Annotated in this window: 17 protein-coding genes and 1 pseudogene; 11 read left to right on the forward strand and 7 right to left on the reverse strand. The window is 57.6% G+C overall.

The features are described 5' to 3' along the window. Positions 1–112 precede the first annotated feature (112 nt). The 3 genes from NKJ89_RS10975 to gmd form a co-directional block, all read right to left on the reverse strand. Positions 113–1,534 (reverse strand): phosphomannomutase, encoded by a 1,422-nt coding sequence (locus NKJ89_RS10975; RefSeq protein WP_352602290.1) that lies wholly within the window; start codon positions 1,532–1,534, stop codon positions 113–115. 352 nt (positions 1,535–1,886) lie between these two features. After that, the gene (gene fcl / locus NKJ89_RS10980; RefSeq protein ID WP_023772716.1) at positions 1,887–2,831 is read right to left on the reverse strand and encodes a GDP-L-fucose synthase; all 945 of its coding nucleotides are present in this window, start codon (positions 2,829–2,831) and stop codon (positions 1,887–1,889) included. Next, a complete protein-coding gene (gene gmd / locus NKJ89_RS10985) occupies positions 2,831–3,901 on the reverse strand; it encodes a GDP-mannose 4,6-dehydratase (protein ID WP_352602292.1) in 1,071 nt (356 codons plus the stop codon). Before gmd ends, fcl begins: the two co-directional genes overlap by 1 nt. Positions 3,902–4,872: 971 nt before the next feature. Here gmd and NKJ89_RS10990 point away from each other — a divergent pair. Both NKJ89_RS10990 and NKJ89_RS10995 read left to right on the forward strand, forming a co-directional pair. Continuing rightward, positions 4,873–5,859 (forward strand): nodulation protein NodZ, encoded by a 987-nt coding sequence (locus NKJ89_RS10990; protein WP_352602293.1) that lies wholly within the window; start codon positions 4,873–4,875, stop codon positions 5,857–5,859. A 239-nt stretch (positions 5,860–6,098) separates the two neighbouring features. Further along, a complete protein-coding gene (locus NKJ89_RS10995) occupies positions 6,099–7,514 on the forward strand; it encodes a mannose-1-phosphate guanylyltransferase/mannose-6-phosphate isomerase (protein ID WP_352602441.1) in 1,416 nt (471 codons plus the stop codon). 316 nt (positions 7,515–7,830) lie between these two features. Here NKJ89_RS10995 and NKJ89_RS11000 read toward each other — a convergent pair whose 3' ends face one another. Further along, positions 7,831–8,439 (reverse strand): hypothetical protein, encoded by a 609-nt coding sequence (locus tag NKJ89_RS11000; RefSeq protein ID WP_352602295.1) that lies wholly within the window; start codon positions 8,437–8,439, stop codon positions 7,831–7,833. Between the two features lie 371 nt (positions 8,440–8,810). Between NKJ89_RS11000 and NKJ89_RS11005 the strand changes: the two genes are divergently transcribed. From NKJ89_RS11005 to NKJ89_RS11020, 4 genes are all read left to right on the forward strand, one after another. Continuing rightward, complete coding sequence (locus tag NKJ89_RS11005; protein ID WP_352602297.1) at positions 8,811–9,293, forward strand: hypothetical protein; 483 nt, start codon at positions 8,811–8,813, stop codon at positions 9,291–9,293. A 313-nt stretch (positions 9,294–9,606) separates the two neighbouring features. Next, positions 9,607–10,119, forward strand: a complete 513-nt coding sequence (locus NKJ89_RS11010; protein ID WP_245260670.1) for a hypothetical protein — start codon at positions 9,607–9,609, stop codon at positions 10,117–10,119. After that, positions 10,116–12,107 (forward strand): ATP-binding protein, encoded by a 1,992-nt coding sequence (locus tag NKJ89_RS11015; protein ID WP_352602301.1) that lies wholly within the window; start codon positions 10,116–10,118, stop codon positions 12,105–12,107. Before NKJ89_RS11010 ends, NKJ89_RS11015 begins: the two co-directional genes overlap by 4 nt. Before the next feature lie 10 nt (positions 12,108–12,117). Beyond that, positions 12,118–14,007, forward strand: coding sequence for a hypothetical protein (locus NKJ89_RS11020; protein WP_023711826.1), 1,890 nt, complete (start codon positions 12,118–12,120; stop codon positions 14,005–14,007). A 103-nt stretch (positions 14,008–14,110) separates the two neighbouring features. Here NKJ89_RS11020 and NKJ89_RS11025 read toward each other — a convergent pair whose 3' ends face one another. The 3 genes from NKJ89_RS11025 to NKJ89_RS11035 are packed head-to-tail and all read right to left on the reverse strand — an operon-like array spanning position 14,111 to position 16,163. After that, entirely contained in the window at positions 14,111–14,767 is a 657-nt protein-coding gene (locus NKJ89_RS11025) for a hypothetical protein (protein WP_023711825.1), read from the reverse strand. Positions 14,768–14,771: 4 nt separating this feature from the next. After that, positions 14,772–15,641: a hypothetical protein gene (locus NKJ89_RS11030; RefSeq protein WP_352602303.1), complete on the reverse strand. Its 870-nt coding sequence runs from the start codon at positions 15,639–15,641 to the stop codon at positions 14,772–14,774. Further along, positions 15,642–16,163, reverse strand: coding sequence for a KwaA family protein (locus NKJ89_RS11035; RefSeq protein WP_352602305.1), 522 nt, complete (start codon positions 16,161–16,163; stop codon positions 15,642–15,644). A 771-nt stretch (positions 16,164–16,934) separates the two neighbouring features. Here NKJ89_RS11035 and NKJ89_RS11040 point away from each other — a divergent pair. The 5 genes and pseudogenes from NKJ89_RS11040 to trbB all read left to right on the forward strand — a co-directional run bounded on the left by NKJ89_RS11040 (position 16,935) and on the right by trbB (position 23,263). Beyond that, entirely contained in the window at positions 16,935–17,936 is a 1,002-nt protein-coding gene (locus tag NKJ89_RS11040) for a ParA family protein (protein ID WP_023711822.1), read from the forward strand. Between the two features lie 337 nt (positions 17,937–18,273). After that, positions 18,274–19,296 (forward strand): annotated as a pseudogene (locus tag NKJ89_RS11045) (IS110 family RNA-guided transposase). A gap of 438 nt (positions 19,297–19,734) precedes the next feature. Then, positions 19,735–21,765: a conjugal transfer protein TraG gene (locus NKJ89_RS11050; protein WP_352602307.1), complete on the forward strand. Its 2,031-nt coding sequence runs from the start codon at positions 19,735–19,737 to the stop codon at positions 21,763–21,765. A gap of 119 nt (positions 21,766–21,884) precedes the next feature. Next, on the forward strand, positions 21,885–22,298 hold the full coding sequence (locus NKJ89_RS11055) for a hypothetical protein (protein ID WP_023711820.1): 414 nt from the start codon (positions 21,885–21,887) through the stop codon (positions 22,296–22,298). Next, the gene (trbB, locus tag NKJ89_RS11060; protein ID WP_023809283.1) at positions 22,295–23,263 is read left to right on the forward strand and encodes a P-type conjugative transfer ATPase TrbB; all 969 of its coding nucleotides are present in this window, start codon (positions 22,295–22,297) and stop codon (positions 23,261–23,263) included. The genes NKJ89_RS11055 and trbB overlap by 4 nt, the downstream gene beginning before the upstream one ends.

Below are 23,263 nucleotides of genomic sequence, written 5' to 3' on the forward strand. Positions count from 1 at the left end.
CGGTTCGCTTCAAAGCGGACAGGGCCGGGACACTGTGGACGTTCTGATCGCGCTTGAGTAGCTTGTGCGACCCCCAGGGTCACCTGGGAATACGCAGGGAGGCGGCTTTTATTTAGCCTTGCGCCCAATTACGAATTCGATCCAATCCAGTCCGGAGCAAAAGCTCCGCGTCCTCCCGATTTTCGGCTTCGACGTAGCACCGCATTTCCGGGGCATTTCCGGATGGACGCAAATGCAAGACACGCTTATCCGCGAGAGTGATACGAAGTCCGTCAACATCGCTAACCTTGCTTACCACTCCAATCGACCCGACGAAGGCGGCGATGTTAGTTTCCGCTGTACGAAGGTATGTCATGAGGCGAGTGCTGCTTTCGACGGCAAAATTTTCCAAGCGATCCGCCGCCGCCGCCGGCAATTGAAAGGAACTGCCAATCTCCGACAGTGGCTGCCCACTTGTATTAACAAGGGAAAGTGCCGCGAGGATGGGGAGAAAACTGTCGCGTGTAGGTAGCGCTGGCAGTTTAGTTCCGTTCGGGTCAAAGTCCGTGCCGGTCAACAAACCACCGTTTGCTTCGAAACCAACCACGCGCTCGTGACCCGACGCAACCAAATCGAGCATGGCAGCAATAACAAATGGCGATCCAACCTTGGTACGCACGACTTTAAAAGAACCTGCGGTCTCGATACCAGAGTTTGATGTGACCGGCGTGACGACTGCCTTCGCTTGCAGGAAGTTCGCCGTAATCAGGCCTAACAAATCACCGCGAAGGGGGTCTCCGTGGTCGTCAGCTACCAGTGGGCGGTCACCATCGCCATCTGCCGAGACGACCGCATCAAGCCGATGCTCTTTGGCCCAGAGCTTGAACTGTTGAGCAGTCTCGTCAGAGACCGCTTCAGTGTCGACAGGAATGAAACCTTCCGAACGTCCCAGGGTTACGACCGTCGCACAGTGATATGAGAGAATGTCAACCAAGAGATCGCGCGCGACTGTGCTGTGCTGATATACGCCCACCGTTAAGCCCTTTAGAGCATTAATCTCCATAAGCTTTCGATTGCGCGCCATGAAAAAGGCCTTGCATTCGGCCTCCCGGTGCTGCCGACGTGCAACAGCACCTTCAAGGACGTATCCGCGCTTCTCCAGCTGCAAGGCGATGCGCGTTATCTCCCGCTCATCACCCTTGTCGATCTCACCGTCGGGTCGATAGAATTTTATTCCATTACGGTCGGCCGGAATGTGCGAGCCTGTGATCATCAAACAACCACTCTTACGCGCCTGAGCATACAGTGCCAGGGCAGGGGTGGGGACTGCGCCGCAATCGACTACGATGAAGCCGAGCGCGGACAGTGCCGCCGCACAGACGGCGGCGATGGCCGGACTCGAGGCGCGAAAGTCGCGCCCTATGAGTATCTCGTCGCCAATTCTGGCCAGGCCGGATTCCAGCAGGAATGTCGCGAATGCCGTTGCATATAGGGCAGAGGCGGCTCCTGCCAATTCTGTCGCCAGGCCCCGTAATCCACTTGTTCCGAATTTCATACCAAATCCGACGTTGCTAACCGGGTTTTGAAGGTAACATGCTCAAACTTTGGCTCGTCCGGAATGCCCATCGACAGATCCCTCGGACGAGAACAAGAAGTACATTCGGTTACCGTAGACGCGTTCGGTTATCGACGGTTACCCTTGTGAGGATTGACGCAGTCGGCGTCGGCGTGGGCAGCGCACCGTGACCTTCACGGCGACGAGGTTGGAGCGGATGGGGTCCGGGTCCGGCGGGGCTCCTCGCGGCTGGCTCACATGAGCGCTATCGCCATCGAGTGATTGTCTCAGTCTACATTAGCTCTGGGTCCCGAAAGCGCGTACAGGCCTGAGACGCAGCAAATCCTCTTATCTACCGCCGTTCGGTGTAGCTCCCGTTTAGAAATGCATGATAGACACTCTCGATGCCTTCCATGAGAGTGATCTTTGCTGCCCATCCCAAAGTGCGCAGCTTGTCGACGCTCATCAGCTTTCGCGGTGTACCGTCAGGTCTAGAGTGATCATGCGCGATCTCCCCAGTAAATCCGACTACACGGCAGATCATTCTAGTCAGCTCTAGGATCGTGATGTCCTGTCCGCAGCCGAGATTGACGTGATCATGGTCAGAGTAGTTCTTCAGAAGGAAGACTAATGCGTCGGCGCAGTCGTCGACGTGCATGAATTCCCGACGTGGTGTGCCCGTGCCCCAGATGGTGATTTGCTTATCACTTATGAGCTTAGCTTCATGCGCTTTCCGGATCAGCGCTGGGATGACGTGGCTTGACTGCAAGTCATAATTGTCGCCTGGCCCGTAGAGATTCGTCGGCATAGCGGAGATGTAGTCGCGGCCATATTGCTGGCGATAGGCTTGAGCCATTTTGATGCCGGTGATCTTGGCGACGGCGTAGCATTCGTTGGTGCGCTCTAGTGGCCCGGTCAAAAGCGCGCTTTCAGGAATGGGCTGTGGTGCCATCTTCGGATAGATGCAAGACGAGCCGAGGAAGAGGACGCGGTCGACATTGTTTTCGTGGGCTGCCGCGAAGATATTGGCCTCGATCATCAGATTGTCGTAAAGAAAGTCGACCGGATAGGTGGCGTTCGCGAGAATACCACCTACCTTTGCCGCAGCCATAATGATAGCGTCCGGTTTCACCACTGCCACGAAGTTTTCAACCTCGGTCTGTCGCTTGAGGTCTAGCTCTCCCCGAGGGGCGGCCACAACTTTGCAGTCTTCAGACGCGAGTCGGCGTACAACAGCGCTGCCCACCATACCTTTGTGGCCAGCGACCCACACGGTTTTTCCGTTCAGATCATACATTACGCTTCCTTCATGACTACAGATGTCTGCATGACCTTCAGGTCTTCGCGTACCATTTCCGCAGCAAGCTCGCGCACGGATGTCTCATGCACCCAGCCGAGCTTCTCCTTCGCCTTGGTAGCGTCACCCAGGAGAAGATCGACTTCCGTGGGGCGGAAGTAGCGTGGGTCCACTTGGACTAGGCATCTGCCGCTCGCTACATCATAGCCCTTTTCGCCGACACCCTTGCCACGCCATTCGATCTCGACGCCGATATCTTCGAAAGCCCACTCGACGAATTGGCGGACAGGGGTCGTTTTGCCCGTCGCCAGCACGTAATCATCCGGTTGATCCTGCTGTATCATCATCCACATACCTCGCACGTACTCACGCGCATGGCCCCAATCGCGTTGAGCATCGAGATTGCCGAGATAAAGCTTGTCCTGCTTGCCCAGGTAGATAGCAGCGGCAGCGCGGCTGATCTTGCGCGTCACAAAAGTTTCGCCACGAAGGGGGCTTTCGTGATTAAAAAGAATGCCGTTGGAAGCGTGCATACCATAGCCCTCGCGATAATTGACGACCATCCAGTAGGCGTAGAGCTTGGCGGCGGCGTAAGGGCTGCGCGGATAAAAGGGCGTCGTTTCGTTCTGCGGTACGGACTGCACGAGGCCGTATAGCTCCGAAGTCGAGGCTTGATAGAAGCGGGTCTTGTCCGTCAGACCGAGGAGGCGAATCGCCTCAAGAAGTCGCAATGTACCGATACCGTCCGCGTTTGCTGTGTACTCAGGTGTTTCGAACGACACCTGCACATGGCTCTGAGCAGCCAAGTTGTAAATTTCGTCTGGCTGAGATTCCTGAACCACGCGGATGAGGTTAGTCGAATCAGTGAGGTCACCGTAATGCAAGATCAGGCGCGGATCGGATTCGTGCGGGTCTTGGTAGAGGTCTTCGATACGACCCGTGTTGAAGGAAGAGGAACGTCGCTTAATCCCATGAACGATGTAGCCTTTTTCGAGAAGAAGACGGGCAAGATAGGCACCATCCTGTCCAGTTATGCCCGTAATAAGAGCAACTTTTCTGCTATCGCCCATTCTATTCCTGCTCTATTAAGTTTAAAGTTTCGGCTCCGGCTCGCCACGCCGACACAATGTGCGGCCAGCCCCGTGCGCTATGGAGCACTTCGACAGATGCGGCGCGAAGCTCGTCATTGACAGTCCGCCAGCCGAGCACACCTCTTGCTTGGACTCACAGCAAAATAGAGTTGCGCCGCTAACCTGTCGGCTTCGTACATGCGGTCTGAGTGCCGCTCAGCTCACGCCGCGAGCGACTGTACTCCCAGCACCTTGCAGCTGATTTGCTCATCATCAGCGAGTGAGGACGCCTTTCTTTCTTGCTTGAGCGTCTTCTAATGGGAATTGTTTGGATCAGTGAAATCGATTGTTTGGATAAAGTGCATCCACAGAATGGATGGTCTGACCGAGCAGCCGGGGCGCATCGCCGGCCCGGAGTCGTAGGTCCCGAGCTGCCGTTCGGGGCGAGGACAACGTTCGTGGCCGCGAGCCCTCACCACAGCATCCGGCACAGGTCGTGCAGAACTTTGGGAGCAGACTGCAGATTCTGTCGATCAGCTGGTTCCAGGCGCGTCGAGCTGTCGACCTCATCTCGCCCGGTACCGGTTGCTGTATGCAGCCTTGCACCCTTGGCGTCTGGCGTCGACGGAACGATTTGCTTCGGCAGGCAGTGTCGCAGCGTTTCCCGGCTGTTTCGGTTCTATTGGCCGGGCCCGCGTCAGCCGAGCCCCTTCATCATGGCATCCAACACATGGATGGCCGGCATCCACTCAATAGATTTTACATATGCCGCGGAGGCCCAGTAGAGAAGGCTGAACCGGAAGCGAGGGCATCGGCTTCAAGCTGTGCGAGCGTCACGGGATTAGTGGGCAGTGCTGAGTGAGCTCTTCTGCCCTATGGCCCGGCCTCTGCCAAGCGCCCGGCGTCAGGGTCTACGTGTCGACTAAGGATACCAAACCGGGCAACCTCCTCTCTGAACGAGATTTCCGAAAATGCATGTTAGTGGATTGGAAAAGCGCCGGTTCGTCGTCTCTCGGAGGCGTACGGGGTTCGGTGATTGTCTGTGGTCATTGGCGGCCGCTTGGCGCTACGCGCAGCGGTCGGGACGAACTCTAGTCATCGACTGGCGGGGGGCCTGCTACCTCGACCAACCCTTCACAAATGCGTTTCCGGTGTTCTTCCAGCCGATCAATGACATCGCTGGCGTGCCGGCTATTTCCGACGACCGGATCAACGACGTTTCCTTCCCTGGTCCATTCTTCCCGGAGTGGTGGAACAGGCCGGCGATCGAGTGCCTTTACCGGCCAGATGAGCAGATTTTCCAAGAGCGCGATGAGTTGGGCGAGCTCTTTCAGGCCGAACACGATGTCGAAGCGAACACAGTAGTGTGTGACGCTTGTCTGATGTGGCGGTGCGATGAGGATGCAGAGCGGCAGGTGTTCCAGAGTGTCCAGCCTCGGCCAGAAATTCAAGCCCGCATAGATGCCATTTATCAGGAATGTTTTGAGGGGCACAGCATCATCGGGATTCATGTTCGGCACGGTAACGGTGAAGACATCATGGAGCATGCGCCCTACTGGGCCGATCCGGAGCTCGCCGTTCGGCAAGTGTGCGCTGCAATTGACAAGGCTAAGGCGTTACCGCACCCCAGGCCTGTGCGGCTGTTCTTATGCACGGACAGCGCGCGGATACTGGATCTTCTGTCGGCCAGGTTTCCCGATCTGCTCACTGTCCCGAAGCACTTCGGATCCAATCAAGGTGGCCCCTTACACACTGCAGCACTCGGGATTGACGGCGGAATTTCCGCCCTCGTTGAGATGTATCTTCTCGGGCGCTGCGATACCGTAATTCGGTTTCCCCCGACGAGCGCCTTTACACGATATGCACGCCTTTTCGCACCACGGGTAATTGAATTCGAGCTGAAAGAGCCAAGTCGTTTGACTTTGATAGAAGGCAGCCAAGTCTCTGATCTCAGTTAAGACCCGCCACCTGCGCAATTCGGCAGACGCAACCAACAGGCATAGTTGAATGCGCATTTCTCACCGACGCCAGTGGAGGCGCCGTACATTACCGATAGCGTCGTCATCTGACGCCGCCCGAAACGCGCCAGAACTTCCCTGTTACGCGGGGCCGCAGACAAGCCAGAGCGACGGCGATCGTGACGCTGACGCTCGAAACAACGCGGGCGATCACTCCAGAGACGAGATTGAGGTTGGTTATGAAAGTCATTCCCGTGATCATCAGCGGCGGAGCCGGATCGCGGCTATGGCCCGCCTCAAGGCAATCGCACCCCAAACCTTTCCTCAAAGTAGCGGATGGATATTCTCTCATTCAGCACACTGTGCTGCGCGTCGCTTCGATAGAAGGTGTCGTGGAACTCGTCGCTGTGACATCCGGGGAACACCTCTTCCTGACCAAGGACGAATTCGACGAACTGGATTCCGTGGTCCTGCCACGCACCTTTCTGCTCGAGCCCGAACCTCGGGATACGGCCGCCGCCGTGGCTGCAGCCGCGATCCATGCGAGGGCAACGCAAGGCCCTGACGCGATCCTATGCGTCTTCCCGGCCGATCACCTGATTGGCAACCTGCCTGCGTTTCTAGACGTCATGGGCCTGGCCATGGAACATGCGAAGCTCGGGCGGATCGCCACATTGGGTATCACCCCAACCAGACCGGACACAGCATTCGGCTACATCGAAGCAGATGGTGAGAACGTCGTCCGTTTCGTTGAAAAACCGGATCTGGAGACAGCCAAAGCCTATGTCGCGTCTCAACGCTTCTTCTGGAACGCCGGCATCTTCTGCTTCAGTGCGCAAACCATGCTCGACGAGATGGTTTTGCATTGTCCCGAGGTGCTCCAGGCCGTCGACGACAGCTATGAGAACGGCCGCGCCAGTCAATGCCAAGGCTTTGCCAAAATCGAACTCGCGCCTGAGCATTTCGGTTCCGCGCCGCGAATCTCGCTCGACCACGCTGTCATGGAGAAGACTAACAGACTTGCCGTGGTTCCCTGCGACATGGATTGGAACGACATCGGATCCTGGAACGCAATGGCCGATTTGATCGCCCCCGACGGAAGCGGGAACAGGATACGCGGCGATGTGCACATGGTCGACACGACCGGCACCTATGTGAGCTCCGACAAGCGCGTCATCGGCACGGTGGGCGTAAGCGATCTGGTGATCGTGGATTCCCCGGACGCTTTGCTTGTCACATCCCGCGACCGCGTTCAGGACGTTAAGAAGCTCTTCGAGGGCCTCAAGGCTTCGGGACATGAAGCTCATCTGGTCCATAGCACGGTACACCGGCCCTGGGGTACCTATACGGTTCTGGAGGAAGGCGAGCGCTTCAAGATCAAACGCATCGAGGTGAAGCCCGGTCGCCAGTTGAGCCTGCAGATGCACTATCATCGTTCGGAGCACTGGGTCGTGGTCAGCGGCTCCGCCAAAGTCGTCAATGGCGAGCAGGAGTTGTTCCTGGGGACAAACGAATCTACTTACATCCCCTGCGGCCATAAGCATCGGCTCGAGAACCCAGGCAGAATTGACCTGGTTATCATTGAAGTGCAGAGCGGCGATTATCTCGCCGAGGATGATATCGTTCGCTTCGACGACGAATATGGTCGAACGTAGATAACAGTACAAAAAACGTTGAACGGCGAGCCGTCGCTCAAGGATCTCTGTCGTGGGTTCTGGGCCTGACATTGGCAAGCAGCGGGCCGAGCGTGTCATAGTATCCGCCCCGCACTGTCATCAGGCACTCGATCGTGGTCGAAAACATCGGTGAGCGCTTGACAGCTCGCCGTCCGCGGTAACGAAGACTTTAGATATTTCTTAGGCGGACCCGTTGCTCAGCTGTCCAACGGCACAGCCGTATTTCAGCCTGTAGGCGGCAATGAAATCCTCATCGCTGCAGATGCAGCGGCCGCTGGAATCTTTAACTTTCGGATCATGGAGGTGAGAACCAAAGGGGGCGCAGTAGATTCACGCGAGTGCTGGTTGTCCGACTCATCGGAAAACCCGCACTATGCTTGACCAGGTCTGCGGCAAGCATGATCCCGGCAAGCGCTGATTGAAAGGCCATCGGAACCACGGTTCGAACGAGACGACTTCCATCGCTAAGCTGGAACACCAGACCGCCGCAGATAGCCTGCTGATAAAAGGAACGGAGGGGCTGGCCAACAAACGCGGCGAGCGGCCCAAACGGCACAGCCATCGCCGTAGCCACCCGAGCTACGAACTCATTGGGGACTCCGGTATTGGTCTGCAGGAGCGTTTTTACCTCATCGTGTGCTTCCGGCATTCCGAGTTCCTCCGCGACCAGTTGGTGTTCGTCCTTGGATTTCCCGGTCGGCATGTACATGCAGCAAAGGCAAGCCTGGCCGTCATCGAAACCATGCCGCGAGATGCCTAGATCTTGCTCCTGAGTCCAGGCGTTCGCGATCCATCGGGGCAGAGCACCTTGGACAGCTAGACGGTCGGCGGCGGTGTCAAGCGCCACACCCACTCGGTCGAATACCCAGTCGCCCCGGCGCGCAACATGTTCTGCCCACTTCATAGGGTGCGCCTCGACTTCAAGGGCGGTGGACCGAAGGGCGTTGGTTGCAAGGGCCGCCTTAGAGAGGCCGACCTCCGCCTGACCTGCCAACACGTAGCGCTGCAGGTTTGAGAGTTCGATAGCTTCGTGGCCGGCGATCTATCAGTTGCGGCATTGTCCCGGCAGCCGCCTGAGGTTCGCCTGTGTCGTGTCACCTGCAAATTCGAACAAAGTCAGGACAACGACTTTGACAAATCTTAGAATCGGCGGATGATGCCCACTCAACTTACCAGTGATTCACGTCTAGTTTGGATGCTGTGGCCCTACGAACGGATTGACGGCCGTTTAGGCTTTACCAGCTTCACCATTCAACAATTGATGGGATAGAAGTCATGGCCAAAGACTCTGCGCTTCTGTCTGAGCTGCATAAACTCATTGGGCAACGGATCGAGGCTGGCCAGATCGCGCAGCCAAGCGAAATCGTTGAGGAGATATTCAAAAGTAAACCTCTGACAGGCCCGCATGCCGACTTCTACAGAGCATTTGCCAAGAAAGAACTTGTGGGTGTCGTTACACGTATGTTGAAGCGCGTGGGCATGAGCGACGATCCTGCGTCCCCTCAGATGGTCCTTCCTGGCCATACTCGCTTAGTCAAATCGTATCCTGTGCTTCGGAACGGCGAACGGTCTCTGGTTCCAATAGGCCTCTGCACAACGGAAGAACTTTCTGACCACGTCTCGCTTCTTCGAAAGCAGGCAAAGGGCTGCGAAAACCACGCTGCAGAATTGGTTGAGTACCTTGCCACCAAAACCACCCGGGCGAAAATTGAAGCGCAAATCGAGAGGTCTGAAAGAACCGTAGCCGAACCGGCATGATAGCCGATGTCGCTATTTCCACCATTTCCTCACCTACTTCAGAATACGCCGAAGTAGTGCCTGACCAGATTAGCGGAATTAAACCGTTTGAGATATCGTGGTCCCTGCGTTGGGGGGCACTTCTGATATGGATGTTTACGTCGAAGGAAAGGGGCCAGAGGGTGAAGCTGGGACGCCTTTCCGAATATCGCTTGAGCCGAGCTATAGACATCGCGACGCGCTCAGGCTGCTTTTCATCTTGGTGGCGGGAAGTGAAGATGTCGACAGGCCTACAGAGGAGGTCGTGAGCGTTTTTCGAGCTGAGAAGCGCTTGATGGCAATGGACTTCCTCGTCCGTTATCCTGACTATTTGGGTGACGCCCTGCTGGATCTCTATGAGGAGACCCGCGAACCCGAACTGCTAGAGGCAGTTCAGCGCATCTTCATCAACGACGAGCCTTCCATCAGACTGGTGCGGATGGTCCGCTGGCGGCACGGCGCCTATCAGAACGTCGAGGACGCCCTTGCAATGCTGAGCTACTACGGCTTAGCGAGACCGATGCAACTCGCCGGTGACGACGGCAAAATTCGTCGGTACGAGTACCTTATATTACCAAAGGCGATCTCGTTTCTGGAAAAGTGCGTTCAGGATTACCCGGAGTTGGCGTGGTATCGCGACCGATTAGCGTTGGTAATGCGAGTCGCCAGCGGCAAGAGCGGCTCCGCCCTAAAGGAATGGCAGTATGAGCACCCGCAATATGGAAGCACCATCCAGGGCGACGTGATACCGACTATCCAAGAGCAGGTCGAACAGCGTCTGACCAAATTCGCCGGATTGGAACCATGAGCAAGGAACGGATCATCGAGTCGACCGAGTACGGCTGGATAAGAGCCATAGCCGAGGATAGCACCAGTCCGGAGTCGGATGTTCGAAGCGCGTTGCTCAAGTATGGCATTCGCGCGCAGACTACTCCGCCGCGCGCCAAGAGCCTTCGCTTCGACGGCATCAAGTTGACGGGTGTTCGAGCCGAATCCGAGCGCGACGGACCGTTTCATCTGTCCTGGTCAGACATAGGGATCGGCATCTGGGCCGTGATGTCCGAGCGCAATCTGCGAGGAAAGTCATCCATCCTGCACCTACTCAACGCAGCTATCCGCGGCGACTTTCCCGGTCGGGTGAAGCCCGACGTTTGGAAGTGGCTGGAAACCATCGAAGTCCGGTATTGTGTCGATGAAGTCCTGCATCGCATGGAGCTGCGCAAGCCTGCCGGCGAGGAGAAGGCGGCGGAGGGCAAGGCCACGCTGAGCCGGAGTGTCAGCGACGGTCAGTGGATCACGCTCTATGAAGGTGACGCTGGAGACGGGCTGAAGTCTCAGACCGAGCACCTGATGATGGAAGAACTAGATTTCCCGGTGATTTATGCCCACAACAAGAATACCGGCGGTCATCCCCATGGCTGGCCTCTGATAGCTTCGACGTTCTTCCTGTCGAGTTCTACTGAGCCGAAGGCACTGTTCGGCGATCTGCCCATAGACGGGCTCCCGCTTCGCCTGCTCCAACTGTTCATAGGGTTACCGTGGGTCTCTACCTATAGTGCTGCGTTAACCGCGCAGAAGCAGCTCGAGCAGGCACTGGCCGATAGGCCGAACCATTCTGGCGTGAGCGTAGTGCTCGATAGCAGGCTTATCGAGGTTGAGGGCCAACTCGCCAAAGCGAAGGAGGCTCGTGGCACCGATGACCGCAGCGCAAAAAGGCTGGAACTGGCGCGCCTCGATGAGGAGACCGTGACCGATAGGAAGGTGGTCGAGACCGCTCGAATAGCCTTAGAGACGGACACGGCGACCGTCGCGGCCGTCACAGTCAGCTACGACGACGCGCGGCGAAGGCTCAAGCAGCTCGAGGACGAGCGGTCGGCAGGATACTCGTTCCGTCAGCTCAACCCGACTTGCTGCCCTGCCTGCGAGGCAGCGTTCGAGGAGGCCGCGCCTGCGGTTCAGCACGCAGACCACAACACCTGCGCCTTGTGCAAGAACGACTTGCCGGTCCACGAAAACGATCTGGATAGCGATCGCATCCAGTACGCGCAGATCCTGGTTGAGGAACTGGCTTCGTCGCTCCAGATCGCCAAAGCCAAGTTCAAAGCCAGCGAGAAGACAGCAAGGGAGGCGACCGAACGCCTCCGCACCGGAATGAACAGGATGCGAAACCTTCAGGACGCCATCTCAACGTTGCCGACCGACCCCGAACTCATCGTTGTGCAGTTGGAGGCCCGGGCCGAGCAGCTTCGGGAACTGGTCGCCTCACTGCAATCGCCTGCCAACGACGACACCGAGACGCAGAGCGAACTCAAGATCCTTCGTGCCGCTACTGACGCCAGTAAGACGCTGATGACCTCTATGCAGTCGGACGTTCTGACAGAGATCGCTGATTCGGTGATGTCCCTCACGAAGAAGTTCGGTGTTTCCCACATCACCAGCATGCACCTCGACGGCGGTGGGAGGCTGAAGGTCCACCAAGGCGGCGCCGATATCTATTTCAGCAACCTTACGATGGGCGAGAAATTGCGCATTAAGATCGCGACCTCGCTGGCGGCTGTGGAGGTGGCCAAGCGTCGCGGGCATGGCCGGCATCCAGGCTTGCTGATTATCGACTCGCCTGCGTCGGAAGAGGTCGTGAACGAGGACTTCGAGCAGATGCTGGACAGCGTTGCCTCTGCTGCGAAGGACATCGGAGGCGTTCAGATCATTCTCGGCACCATTGCTCGCAGCGCGGTGGAGGCGGTTGTGTCTATTGATCATCGGCTACACGCTAAGGGGGATAAGTACCTCTTCTGAGTGGTCGGCGATGGAAGACAGATTCGAGCTCCTGACGACGGAAGGCACGCCCATCCTAGACCCGGGAACGGCTCAAGAGAACGAATTGCTGGCCGCGATTGAGGCCCTGTCTTCCGAAACCGCGCGCGCAGACGCGTTCTGCTGGATGACCCGCTGGGTGACCGCGGCCGCCGTTCAGCGCGCGCTGCTGCGGATACTCGAGCGAGAGGATGACGCCACCTCTGTTGCGGAAATGGTCGACTGCCTCGACGAACTGCCCACAATACCGCAGGCTCTCGGGCGCAGTGCGTGGGAAATCTTCCGCCGCCGTTTCGAGCCCCGGTCTGAACATAGCTGGATGCGATCGCAGGCGTTGCGCGGCGCGCTTGTCGTAGTGCAGGGCGACCACAGTTTGGTCAGGCGCCTGCAGTCGTATCTTCTGGACGTCACGACAGACGACGACGGGGCCTATCTGCGTCACGTCGCCAAGGTCACGGGCACCATTCTGCGTCGATACCCCGATGACGACTTCCGAGACCTTCTCTCCAACCTGGCGCATGTGGGCGAGGCAGCAGACGAAGCTACCCTTGAGCTCGGACTTGATCGCTTGCAAGACGGGTTGCTGGCCAGAACGCAGGACGCGCTCATGTCAGCCTTGACGGCGGCGCAGGGTTGGTTTCGCCGTTCCCTGGCGGCGAGCGAAGGACGTTCGGATGCTGCGCTGTATGATATCTGTACGTCTGTTCTGATCGATGTGCAGAACAGAGGACTGCACTCCGATCTTGCGTTGGATTTGCCAAAACTTCGTAGGGCAGCCATCGAGTACTCAGCCTTTGCCGTCGATCGCCACTCCGCCCAGTCATGGCTCGGGGCGCCATCGCGCGAGCGTTTTCACTGGCTGTCGATGGCCACGAAGTTAGCCATGGCTGCTCACACGTTCACAAAGGACACCTGGCTGCAAGCGGCCATTGTGATCGAGGACGAGTTGCTATCGATCTTTTTTGCGAGTGAGAGCGTGTTCTCTCGATCCGATGGCCACGGCGCCGATATTCTCGGACGAAAGGCACTCGTCCAATCGCTGCAGAAGCGGCGATACTATCTGCAGACCTTAAATCAATGGCTCGCCGAGAACGTTGATAGCGATCTCGCTCCGAATGTCGGACAACTACGCGACACGGTGCAACATTCACTGGCCGGAGCTATCCATCGCAGCCCTTTTGACGAATCGACTGAAGGCTGGCTGGTCGATGTCCTCAAGAAAGCCGGCCTCGACGCAGCTACAGCCGCCATGACCGCAGCGCAGTTCGACGTGGGGATGGATCGCAATCGGCAAGTGGCAGAGCTGTGGGCCGCCGTTATTGAGAAGCTCTCGGACAATCCCGATTACCAGCGCGACCATCCCCGAGCGCTGCTGGAACACATGTGTACGCTCATTGTGCGTTTTCTCGATTTTCGCGCCAACGTTGGCAGGAGTACCGACCCGTCTGCTGAGTACGTGTTTCGGCGCGGCGCCGATCTGCCGGTCGAACACGACCTTCAACTAGATTTCCTGAAGTTCCTCACGATGTCGGACGCACCGTCGTTCCGAGCCGAAGCCCGTGACTCCGGTGGCGGTCGCGCTGACATCGCTCTCGAATATCGTGGCGTCAAGTCGATCGTGGAGGTGAAGAGGGACGACAACGTGCTCAACAATGCGGAACTTGCGGAGCGGTATGCCGGCCAGGCGACGGGCTATCTGACGACCGGTGTCTGTTTCGGTTTCCTCCTGGTGCTAGATCTCACGGATCGGAAAGGCCATCAACCGCACATTTCCGAACAGATCAGTGTGGAGCAAAAGGTGCCGGATGGATCTAAGGTAAAATACCATATTGTGGTGGCCAGAATTCAAGCCAATCGCAAGACGCCGCATGAACTGCGGTAATGTTAGCTTTCCTTTGACGCATACCGATACCAGTGAAGGCGCACAACTCAGAGATCGGTGTTTGCGAGATCGAATCTATACGCTTCCGGAGCGGCAATTTGGCTTAGTCAAGCAGATGGTCGAGGCCACTCCTTCGATGAGCAACTTTCTCGAGGTAGGCTGACTGTTCGGTCGTGAGGCACGGCTTAACGAGCGCCATTTCCCAGTCCTTCAGGGACAAAAGTTGCGCTTTTTCCCGGCCTCGGCGGATCGTGAGCTTGAAGTCTTGAGGGCTGTGCACGACGCCTTTCTTTCTTAACCTCCAGAGAACGGTCGCCAGTTGTTTGGGGGTGAATGCACCCCGCGTCTGCAAATAGTCTATAAAGGAATGAACATCGAAATTGGGTTCAACGTTCGCCAGCGCCACAAGCGCGCTTACTAATCGCCTGCGGCGCGCGTCCTCGACAAGTTGTCGCCGATCTCGATCGACCTTCTTACGAGTGGCGAGCGCGTCTAAGGTGCGGCCTTCTTCGTCGGTCGCAGCTATACCAAAGCGATGAATGCATTCAGATCCGATCAGCAGCCTTGCGGCCGTATGCAAATTGCGGATTTCGAATTGGTAGCGGATGTCGGGATGATCACAGAGTTCACAGTTAGCGGAGGGCGCTTCGAGGTCATGGTAGTCACCAGTGTAGCGCCACTCGCGAAGAGCTTGCGAAAGGCTGCCCTTGTCCCAACTGAGCGGGAGCAGGTTATTCGCAGCCCTCGTTTCCCAACTCATTGGGCTAGGCCAGAGGTCGGTTTGAATTGGTTATGAAGAGCTGTTGGTCGATAGGCCCGAGATAGACCTTATTCAGTAGGAAACTGAATAGAGCCTTTGCGCCTTTTCGATCGGCTGGTATCTCGATACGGCCTGCATTTACGGCGATTGGAAATCCTATAGCCACTGCCTGCGCCTGAATATTTGCGACCGGGTGATTTCCAAGAACGTTGGCCTTCGTGATTGCAAGAACGTGCTTTCGGATACCTTCATCAGCTCCGGCTACGAACGCCGCAGCATCCCCGATGGCGAGGCTAGCGTGGCCGCAAAATGCAGCTAGCTCAGGATCGGTTGCGTCTCGGAAGACAGGGGACATATCGAGGACGCGCCGTAACATGGAGTAACTCTTGAACCGGACCAGTCCTATCGCGTCGACGGTTGCTACCAATTTATTATCCAGTGAGAATGCCGGTTCGACGAGCCGTCGAAAAACATCGCCCTCATATAAAAACGCGAAACGATTAGATAGCACCTGTTGCGGGCCAAAGTTCTGGATCAAGAGCCGCCGATTTGGGCCATTGCCGAGGACGGCGAATAGGCCCTTGACGGATTGATCTTGAAAATTGGCGACATCGAGTACGGGAAGTGCGACCGCGTTCTGGTCCGCTGCAGCTAGCAGCGCTTGTGCCTCTGGCAGGCTTTGGATGAAGAGCACATCCTCGCTGTCTGGAATCCAATCGCCCGTGAATGCAATTGCGTTGGCGATGCCGGCCATGAATTGAGCTTCTTGGTTTTCGAACACCCCGTTTAGTTGGGCCTGCAGCGGATTGGCCAATTGAATGTGTCTGACTTCGGCTATCTCGGCCGGACGGCATACGGCGTAGAGTTGAGTCATCTATTTTCCCCCCAGATCGAGCAGAATGTATTCTGTGAGCTGGCCTACCTGCAATTCCGTGGCGGCAGTGCGAAGATGTTTCTCCGTTATCAGCACGAAAGTCACCCCTTCAGCAGATTGGACTTTGTAGAAGTGCCACCCAAGCAAGCCAAGCAAGGGGTTGAAATGGTAGTTGTACCCAGTGGCGGTTATCACGCCAAAGATTGCGACAGTTGGCACCCAGAATTTCCAATCTAGTGTGTTGAATTGCGACGTGAATAGCGGCATTACATAGAGGAGGAGAAACGCGGTGTTCTCATGGTCCGCAGCCTCGATTGACGCTGCTTTGAATTTAGACGCGGGCAGTGAGCGTTTAGCGCTCCAGAGAATCCCGACGCATAGGACACAAAGGATTAGGCAGCCTGTCAGGATGAATTTTGCCGCCTGGGGCGCACATTCAACCCACGCAACCCAAGCATAGGTCAATCCGACCGGGGCGAGGGCCGTGCTTGTGAAGACTAGTCTGGCAAAAACATTGAACATTTGGCTCTTCTATCACGTTGCAGCATTCGGCGGCGATACGACTACAGAAGTCCACAGCGTTTTTAGGCGAAGAGATCGCTTCGTCCTGATAAGGCCCTCTATCGGGCCCGCCCTGTTCCGATCTTAGGTCCCATGGCAGCTTTTATCGGCATCTGCTCTCGAAGCTGCCATTCAGGTTACGGCCCCTGAGCGGTAGTGTCGTGCGACGTTCTCTCTCGGCCAATCAAGGCTGAGGAGAACTCACATGGGCCATTCTCAATTCGATGATGCCAGTCGCGAGCGCGCAGCTTGGAATGCCGGAAAGAGGGTCGTCACCAAGCGTCCGTTCAACCAGAAGCAGATCTGGGCAATTCGCTTTTTCCTCGATCGCAAGAGACGCGTTCGGGACCGTGCGCTATTCGATCTAGCAATCGACAGCAAGCTTCGCGGTTGTGACCTGGTCAAGATCAGGATTCGCGATGTGGTCGCCCGACCGGAGATAGGGACTCGCGCCGACACGTGGAATACCGGGTAGCTTCGACAATTGTGGGGTGGGAAGCGGACGGACAGCTCTTGAGCTGGGCATGCGACGTTTCAGCCGTTTAAGCACATCGAGGAGAACCGTAAAATTCAACGAATTGCTGGCATTCCCAATGCACGACCTTGACTGCTCTTATGCGGAGGCCTGAGGACATTCCACATTTGTACCGCAATTCGAGGAAGATTAATTTCATATCTGTGGCGAACCGACCGTGGGCCGCTTATGGTCATCACGAACAAAAGGAATTTCAAATGACCAAGAGCATTGCGATTTTCAATAACAAAGGCGGTGTCGGAAAAACGACCTACATGTATCATGTTGGGCATCTTCTCGCCGCGCGCGGGCTCACCGTCCTGATGGTCGATTGCGACAGTCAATGTAACCTGAGTGCCTATTGCTTGAGCGACACTGCTATTCGACAATCGTGGGGCACGGAGGGAAACAGTATCTACCGAGCCATTGAGCGTGTCGCACGAGGCATCGGCGACATTCGCCAGAGACAGCCTAGTCCGGTTCCACACGCTCAGGGCAAGCTGTATCTCGTGCCGGGGGATCTTCGACTCAGCGATTTTGAAGACACATTGGGCGACACCTGGAGTGCTGCACGAGGTGGCAACGAGCCTGCGGTGCGAGCTCAATCTGCAATCCATCGCTACATTCAATGGGCTAGCGAGAAAGTCCGCGCAGACTTGGTGCTGTTGGATCTCGGTCCCAACCTGGGCGCGCTGAACCGAGCTGTTCTAGCCTCGGCGGATTACTTCATCACGCCTCTGGCTCCCGACCTGTTTTCCATTCAAGGAACGGAAAACCTCGGCAACAAGCTGGTCGGATGGCGGAAAGAGTGGGATCAAACTAATACCGCATGGAAGGACCCCACTCTCTCTATCCCCAAGGGGAGACCGAGCTACCTTGGCTACGTCGTTCAACAGCATAACGTACGTTCAAATGCTGTTGGGATGACGGAAGGTTGGCAAATTTACGGGAACGAACTCGAGCCTGCGATTCGCGCAAACATTATCGAAAAGCTTACTCCTCTGAATCAAGTACAGGTTTGGCACGATGATGATTATAAACTGGGTTTGATCCCAAATCTTCACAGCCTTGTTCCATATTCTATGGACGCCAAGAAGCCGATCTTCTACTGTAATTCTAGCGATGGCGTTCGCGGTGCTCATCTTGCGAAGGCTAGGGATTCGGCCGATCATTTTGCAGAGATAGTTGACACCCTCAACTCAGTTTCCGCTTGGCCTTAGAGATTGCTTGATTGACCTCATACTTCTGCATTGAATTGGGGGATGGGTATTGCTTTGGGCCGCTGCAAGAGTCGAAATATACTCCCAACAGCCGATACGATTCTCGGCCGAGATCGGTCTCGAAGTGCTCCTAACTCAGTCCACTATTGGAATCGAACGAACGGCAAGTTTCGGGCGACGACATGATCAAACCGAAGGGCTGACTTGGGGTCGGGTGCCGAACGGCGGCTTTCTGAGTTTCTCGGCCAGAACCGGACAGTCGGCAGATGATGCGGTGGACGGCTCTCCTCCCGCCCTGCGGTATGATCGTGGGGCCAGAAGCTGGAGGAGATCTATGATGGGCAACGTTACGACGATTGGTCTGGATATTGCGAAGTCAGTGTTTCAAATCCACGGGGTGGATGCGGCGAGTGAGGTTGTCGTTCGCAGGAAGCTGACGCGTGGGCGCGTGCTGGCATTCTTCGAGAGCCTGCCACGTTGCCTGGTCGGTATCGAAGCCTGCAGCTCGTCGCATTATTGGGCGAGAGAACTGACTGCACGTGGCCATGATGTCCCGCTGCTGCCGGCACAGTATGTGAAGCCTTATCTGAAGCGGCAGAAGAATGATGCCGCAGATGCAGAGGCGATCTGCGAGGCGGTCACTCGGCCGACCATGCGCTTCGTGCCTGTGAAATCACCCGAGCAGCAAAGTGTGATGATGCTGCACCGGGCCGGTTGATGCTCAACCGCCAGCGCACGCAGATATCGAACGCGTTGCGGGCACACCTATCCGAGTTCGGGATCGTAGCGCCGATCGGGCGGAATGGGATTGAGCAACTGCTCGTGGTCGTCAACGACGAGAACGAGACCAGGATACCAGCTGGACGCGCGGCTATGCCTTCGCATGCTTGAGGCGCAGCTCAGGGGCGTGAAGAAACAGATCCTCGAAAACGATCGTAGGGTTCGGGCGAATGCGCGTGAGACCGAGCTTGGTCGCAGGTTGATGGAAATCCCAGGCGTCGGCCCGCTGCTGGCAAGTGCATTCGTGGCTACGGTCGCCGATGCGCATGCGTTCAAGTCGGGGCGCTGTCTATCGGCATGGATCGGACTCGTGCCGAAGCAGCACTCGAGCGGGGGGAAGGAGAGGCTCGGCAGTATCTCCAAGGCCGGCAATCGCTACTTGCGGCAGTTGCTCGTGGTGGGTGCGATGGCGGTCATCCGCTATGCCGAGCGCAACGGTACCAGGAGGCCATGGCTCGTGCAGTTGATGGCGCGGCGAACAGCCAAGGTTGCGGCGGTTGCGTTGGCCAACAAGACCGCCCGGATGGTCTGGGCACTGATGACGAACGGCGAGCGCTACAGGGAGCCGGTCATCGCATAGAACAAGATAAGGCGAGCGATCGCTGACGAGGTTGGAAAGGGCGGACAGGAGCTAATGCACAAAGCCGGTTGATACCGCCGGATCAGGAAAACCCACTGGGGCCGTGCACCTCGAGTGCGAGCTTACGATCGGGACCTGAGACGCGCGAATGGCATTATGGCCAGCGGCACATGATAGGCCGCACCTACAGGTCGGATACATGGCCGCACCAACCAGCAACGGCAACGCTCAAAGAATCCCTTGCCAACGGAGAGCCGTCCATACATGGCCCCATACAAGTCATTCGCTCGTGCCTTCGCGATGACATTTCTTGGCGCCCCCAATCTTCCAAGCCTGCAACGTTCACTGCATCGCACGGGCGCGTATATTGGGTATCTTCAATATTCTGAAACGTCACGCCATCCTGCTTCCGTTTAACAAAACTCGGAGGCTGCGCCCATGACACCGACGAAGCTCCTTGTCGGTCAGATAGTCATTGTGTTCGCCATCGTCATTCTCGGCGTATGGACAGCGACTCAATGGTGCGCCCAAACTTTAGATTATCAGCCGCAACTCGGACCCCCATGGTTTGTCGCAGCCGGATGGCCGATCTACAAGCCGTGGCAACTGTTCGAGTGGTGGTTCCATTTCGACGCATACGCGCCCGAGGTCTTCGACACGGCCGGGATGCTTGCGGCCACCACAGGCTTCATGGGCTGCGCGGCCGCCATCGCTGGCTCCCTCTGGCGTGCGCGGCAGCGCGGCCTAGTCACCACTTATGGCTCGTCGCGATGGGCCGTGTCTTGGGAGATCGAGAAGGCAGGGCTGTTTCGACCAGCCGGTGTTTTCCTTGGCAAGCTGAAGGACCGCTATCTTCGCCATGACGGGCCGGAGCACGTAATGGCCTTTGCTCCCACGCGCTCGGGCAAGGGTGTTGGACTGGTTGTTCCGACGCTTCTTTCCTGGACCGGCTCGGCCGTCATTCACGACATCAAAGGCGAGAACTGGCAGCTGACCGCCGGCTGGCGGTCGAAGTTCTCGTACTGTTTTTTGTTCAATCCGACCGATCCGAGGTCAGCACGCTACAATCCGCTACTTGAGGTGCGCAAAGAAGTGAACGAGGTCCGCGATGTCCAGAACATCGCTGATGTCTTGGTGGATCCGGAAGGTGCGCTCGAGCGGCGCAATCATTGGGAGAAGACCAGTCACTCACTCTTGGTCGGCGCCATCTTGCACGTGCTCTATGCCGAAGAGGAAAAGACGCTCGCCCGCGTCGCCACCTTCCTGTCGGATCCGCAACGCTCCTTTGTCGCGACGCTGCAGCGGATGATGACGACCAATCACCTCGGCACGGCGGACAAGCCCCAGGTCCATCCGGTCGTGGCCTCCGCAGCGCGCGAGGTGCTGAACAAGTCGGAAAATGAGCGTTCTGGCGTGCTCTCGACCGCGATGTCGTTTCTCGGGCTCTATCGTGATCCGACAGTGGCCGCGGCAACATCGACCTGCGACTGGCGCATTGCGGACCTGATGGATGCCGAGCGGCCGATGTCGCTCTATCTGGTCGTGCCGCCGTCGGACATCTCGCGCACCAAGCCGCTGGTGAGACTGGTGCTCAATCAAATCGGCCGCAGGCTGACTGAGCGCCTGGAGGGTGACCCGAAGAAGAGCCGCAGGCATCAACTCCTCATGATGCTCGACGAATTCCCGGCGCTCGGACGCCTCGATTTCTTCGAGACCGCGCTTGCCTTCATCGCAGGCTACGGCATCCGCGCCTATCTGATCGCTCAATCCTTGAACCAGATCTCCAAGGCCTATGGCGAGAACAACGCCATTCTCGACAATTGCCATGTGCGGATTTCCTTTTCTTCCAATGACGAGCGCACGGCCAAACGCATCTCGGACGCGCTCGGTACAGCGACGGAACTCAGATCCATGCGCAACTATGCCGGCCATCGGCTGGCACCCTGGCTTTCGCACGTCATGGTGAGCCGCCAGGAAACTGCGCGACCGCTGTTGACACCAGGCGAGGTGATGCAATTGCCGCCTTCGGACGAGCTGGTGCTGATATCAGGATTGCCGCCGATCCGTGCGAACAAGCTCCGCTACTACGAGGACCAGAATTTCACCGAACGGGTGCTGCCGGCGCCGGTGTTGCGCGACGGTCTGTACGCGGACTGTCCTGCGTCGCGCCCCGACGATTGGAGCGGACTAGTCCGCAGTGTTGACCGCCGTCTCGCTGCAGATGACGAAAACGCCGGCGCGGCAATCGAAGAAGACGGCGGCGTGCAACAGCAGCGTCATCCCGGCCTGCCTGAAGACCACGTCGTCGTCTCTCAGGAGCCTGATCAAGACGACCTCTTCAATCTGGCGGACGATGACGCCGAGGCACTCGCAGACAAGCGCGTCATGGACCGGGTTTCCACCGCAGCCAGCGCCTACGGTATCAACGAGGGAAGGGGCGACGACAAGGACATCATCCCCGGCTTCTAAGCGCTTTCGCAGCTCAGGCGTATCTCAGCGTAGATAACGCCCATAAGCGATTTTTCAGATATCGGCGATGTTCGTTCCCGCCGCCGGCGCATCAGCGCCGGCCAGTCGGAACGAGCCCCATGAAGCCCCATCGCATTCGCCACCAGTTTCTGCTCGAACCCGCGTTAAGCGAGAAGCTGGAAACGCTGAGCCGCAACCCGTCGACCACAAAATCGGCGATCGTTGCGAAAGCGGTCGAGGCCTTCATCGAGCGGCGTGGCGAGAACGAACTCGACAATCGTTATGGCAGGCGTCTCGACCGTCTTTCTCGTGACCTCGACCATATCCGAACCGATGTCGAGGTGATCCTGGAGAGCCTCGCACTCTTCATACGCTTTTCGATTACGCTTCATTCCCACACGCCGGTCCCGGATCGGGCGACACAGGCGATTGCCCAAGAGCGCTTTGACAAATTCGTCGAGCAGGTCGGTCGCCAGATCGCCTCCGGGAAGCGCTCGCTTGGCAACGGCAATGGCAATGGAGGCGAAGGATGAGCTCTCATCCCGCAGCCGACCACCGCCGCCGCGCCATGCTGCGCACAGCCATGGGCCACGCGATCACCGAGGCCCTTGCCGATCCGACCGTCATCGAGGTGATGGTCAACCCCGACGGCGCGCTGCGGCTCGACCGGTTGGGAGAAGGCCGGGTCGATACCGGCGTGCATATGCATCCTTCCGAGGCCGAACGCATCGTCCGCCTCGTTGCCTCTCACGTGCGCGCCGAGGCGCATGCGGACAACCCAATCGTCAGTGCCGAACTACCCTCAGGCGAGCGTTTCGAGGGCCTGTTGCCGCCAATCGTCTTGGCGCCATGCTTTGCCATCCGCAAGCCGGCAGCAAAACTCTACACGCTGGCCAACTATGTCGCCGATCGCATCATGCTCCCGCTGCAGGCTGATGCCCTGAGGAAGGCGGTACGCGAGCGGCGCAACATCCTGGTCGCCGGCGGCACATCATCGGGCAAAACGACCCTTGCCAATGCTCTTCTGGCAGAAGTCGCCGAATGCGATGAGCGGGTGATCCTCATTGAGGACACCCGCGAGCTGCAATGCGCGGCCAAGGACTGTGTTGCGCTGAGGACGAGGCGGGGCTCCGTCACACTTGCCGATCTCGTACGCTCGACCCTACGGCTGAGGCCCGACCGCATCATCGTCGGCGAAGTCAGAGGCGCGGAAGCGCTCGACATGCTGAAGGCGTGGAACACCGGTCACCCCGGCGGCATCACCACGGTCCACGCCAGTTCGGCGCGCTCGGCCCTCTACCGGATCGAGCAGCTCGCCCAGGAAGCGGTCGTCACCGTTCCCCGCCGGCTGATCGCCGATGCTGTCCACCTGATTGTCTTCATCGCCGGACGCGGGTCGTCGCGCCGCATAGACGCGATTGCCGAGGTCACAGGCCTCGACGGCAGTGGCGACTACGCCGTTGGCCAGCTCACTCTTCCGCAACTCCAGCAGCTTTGA

This window comes from Mesorhizobium sp. M0047 (assembly GCF_040323315.1).
Lineage (GTDB): Bacteria > Pseudomonadota > Alphaproteobacteria > Rhizobiales > Rhizobiaceae > Mesorhizobium.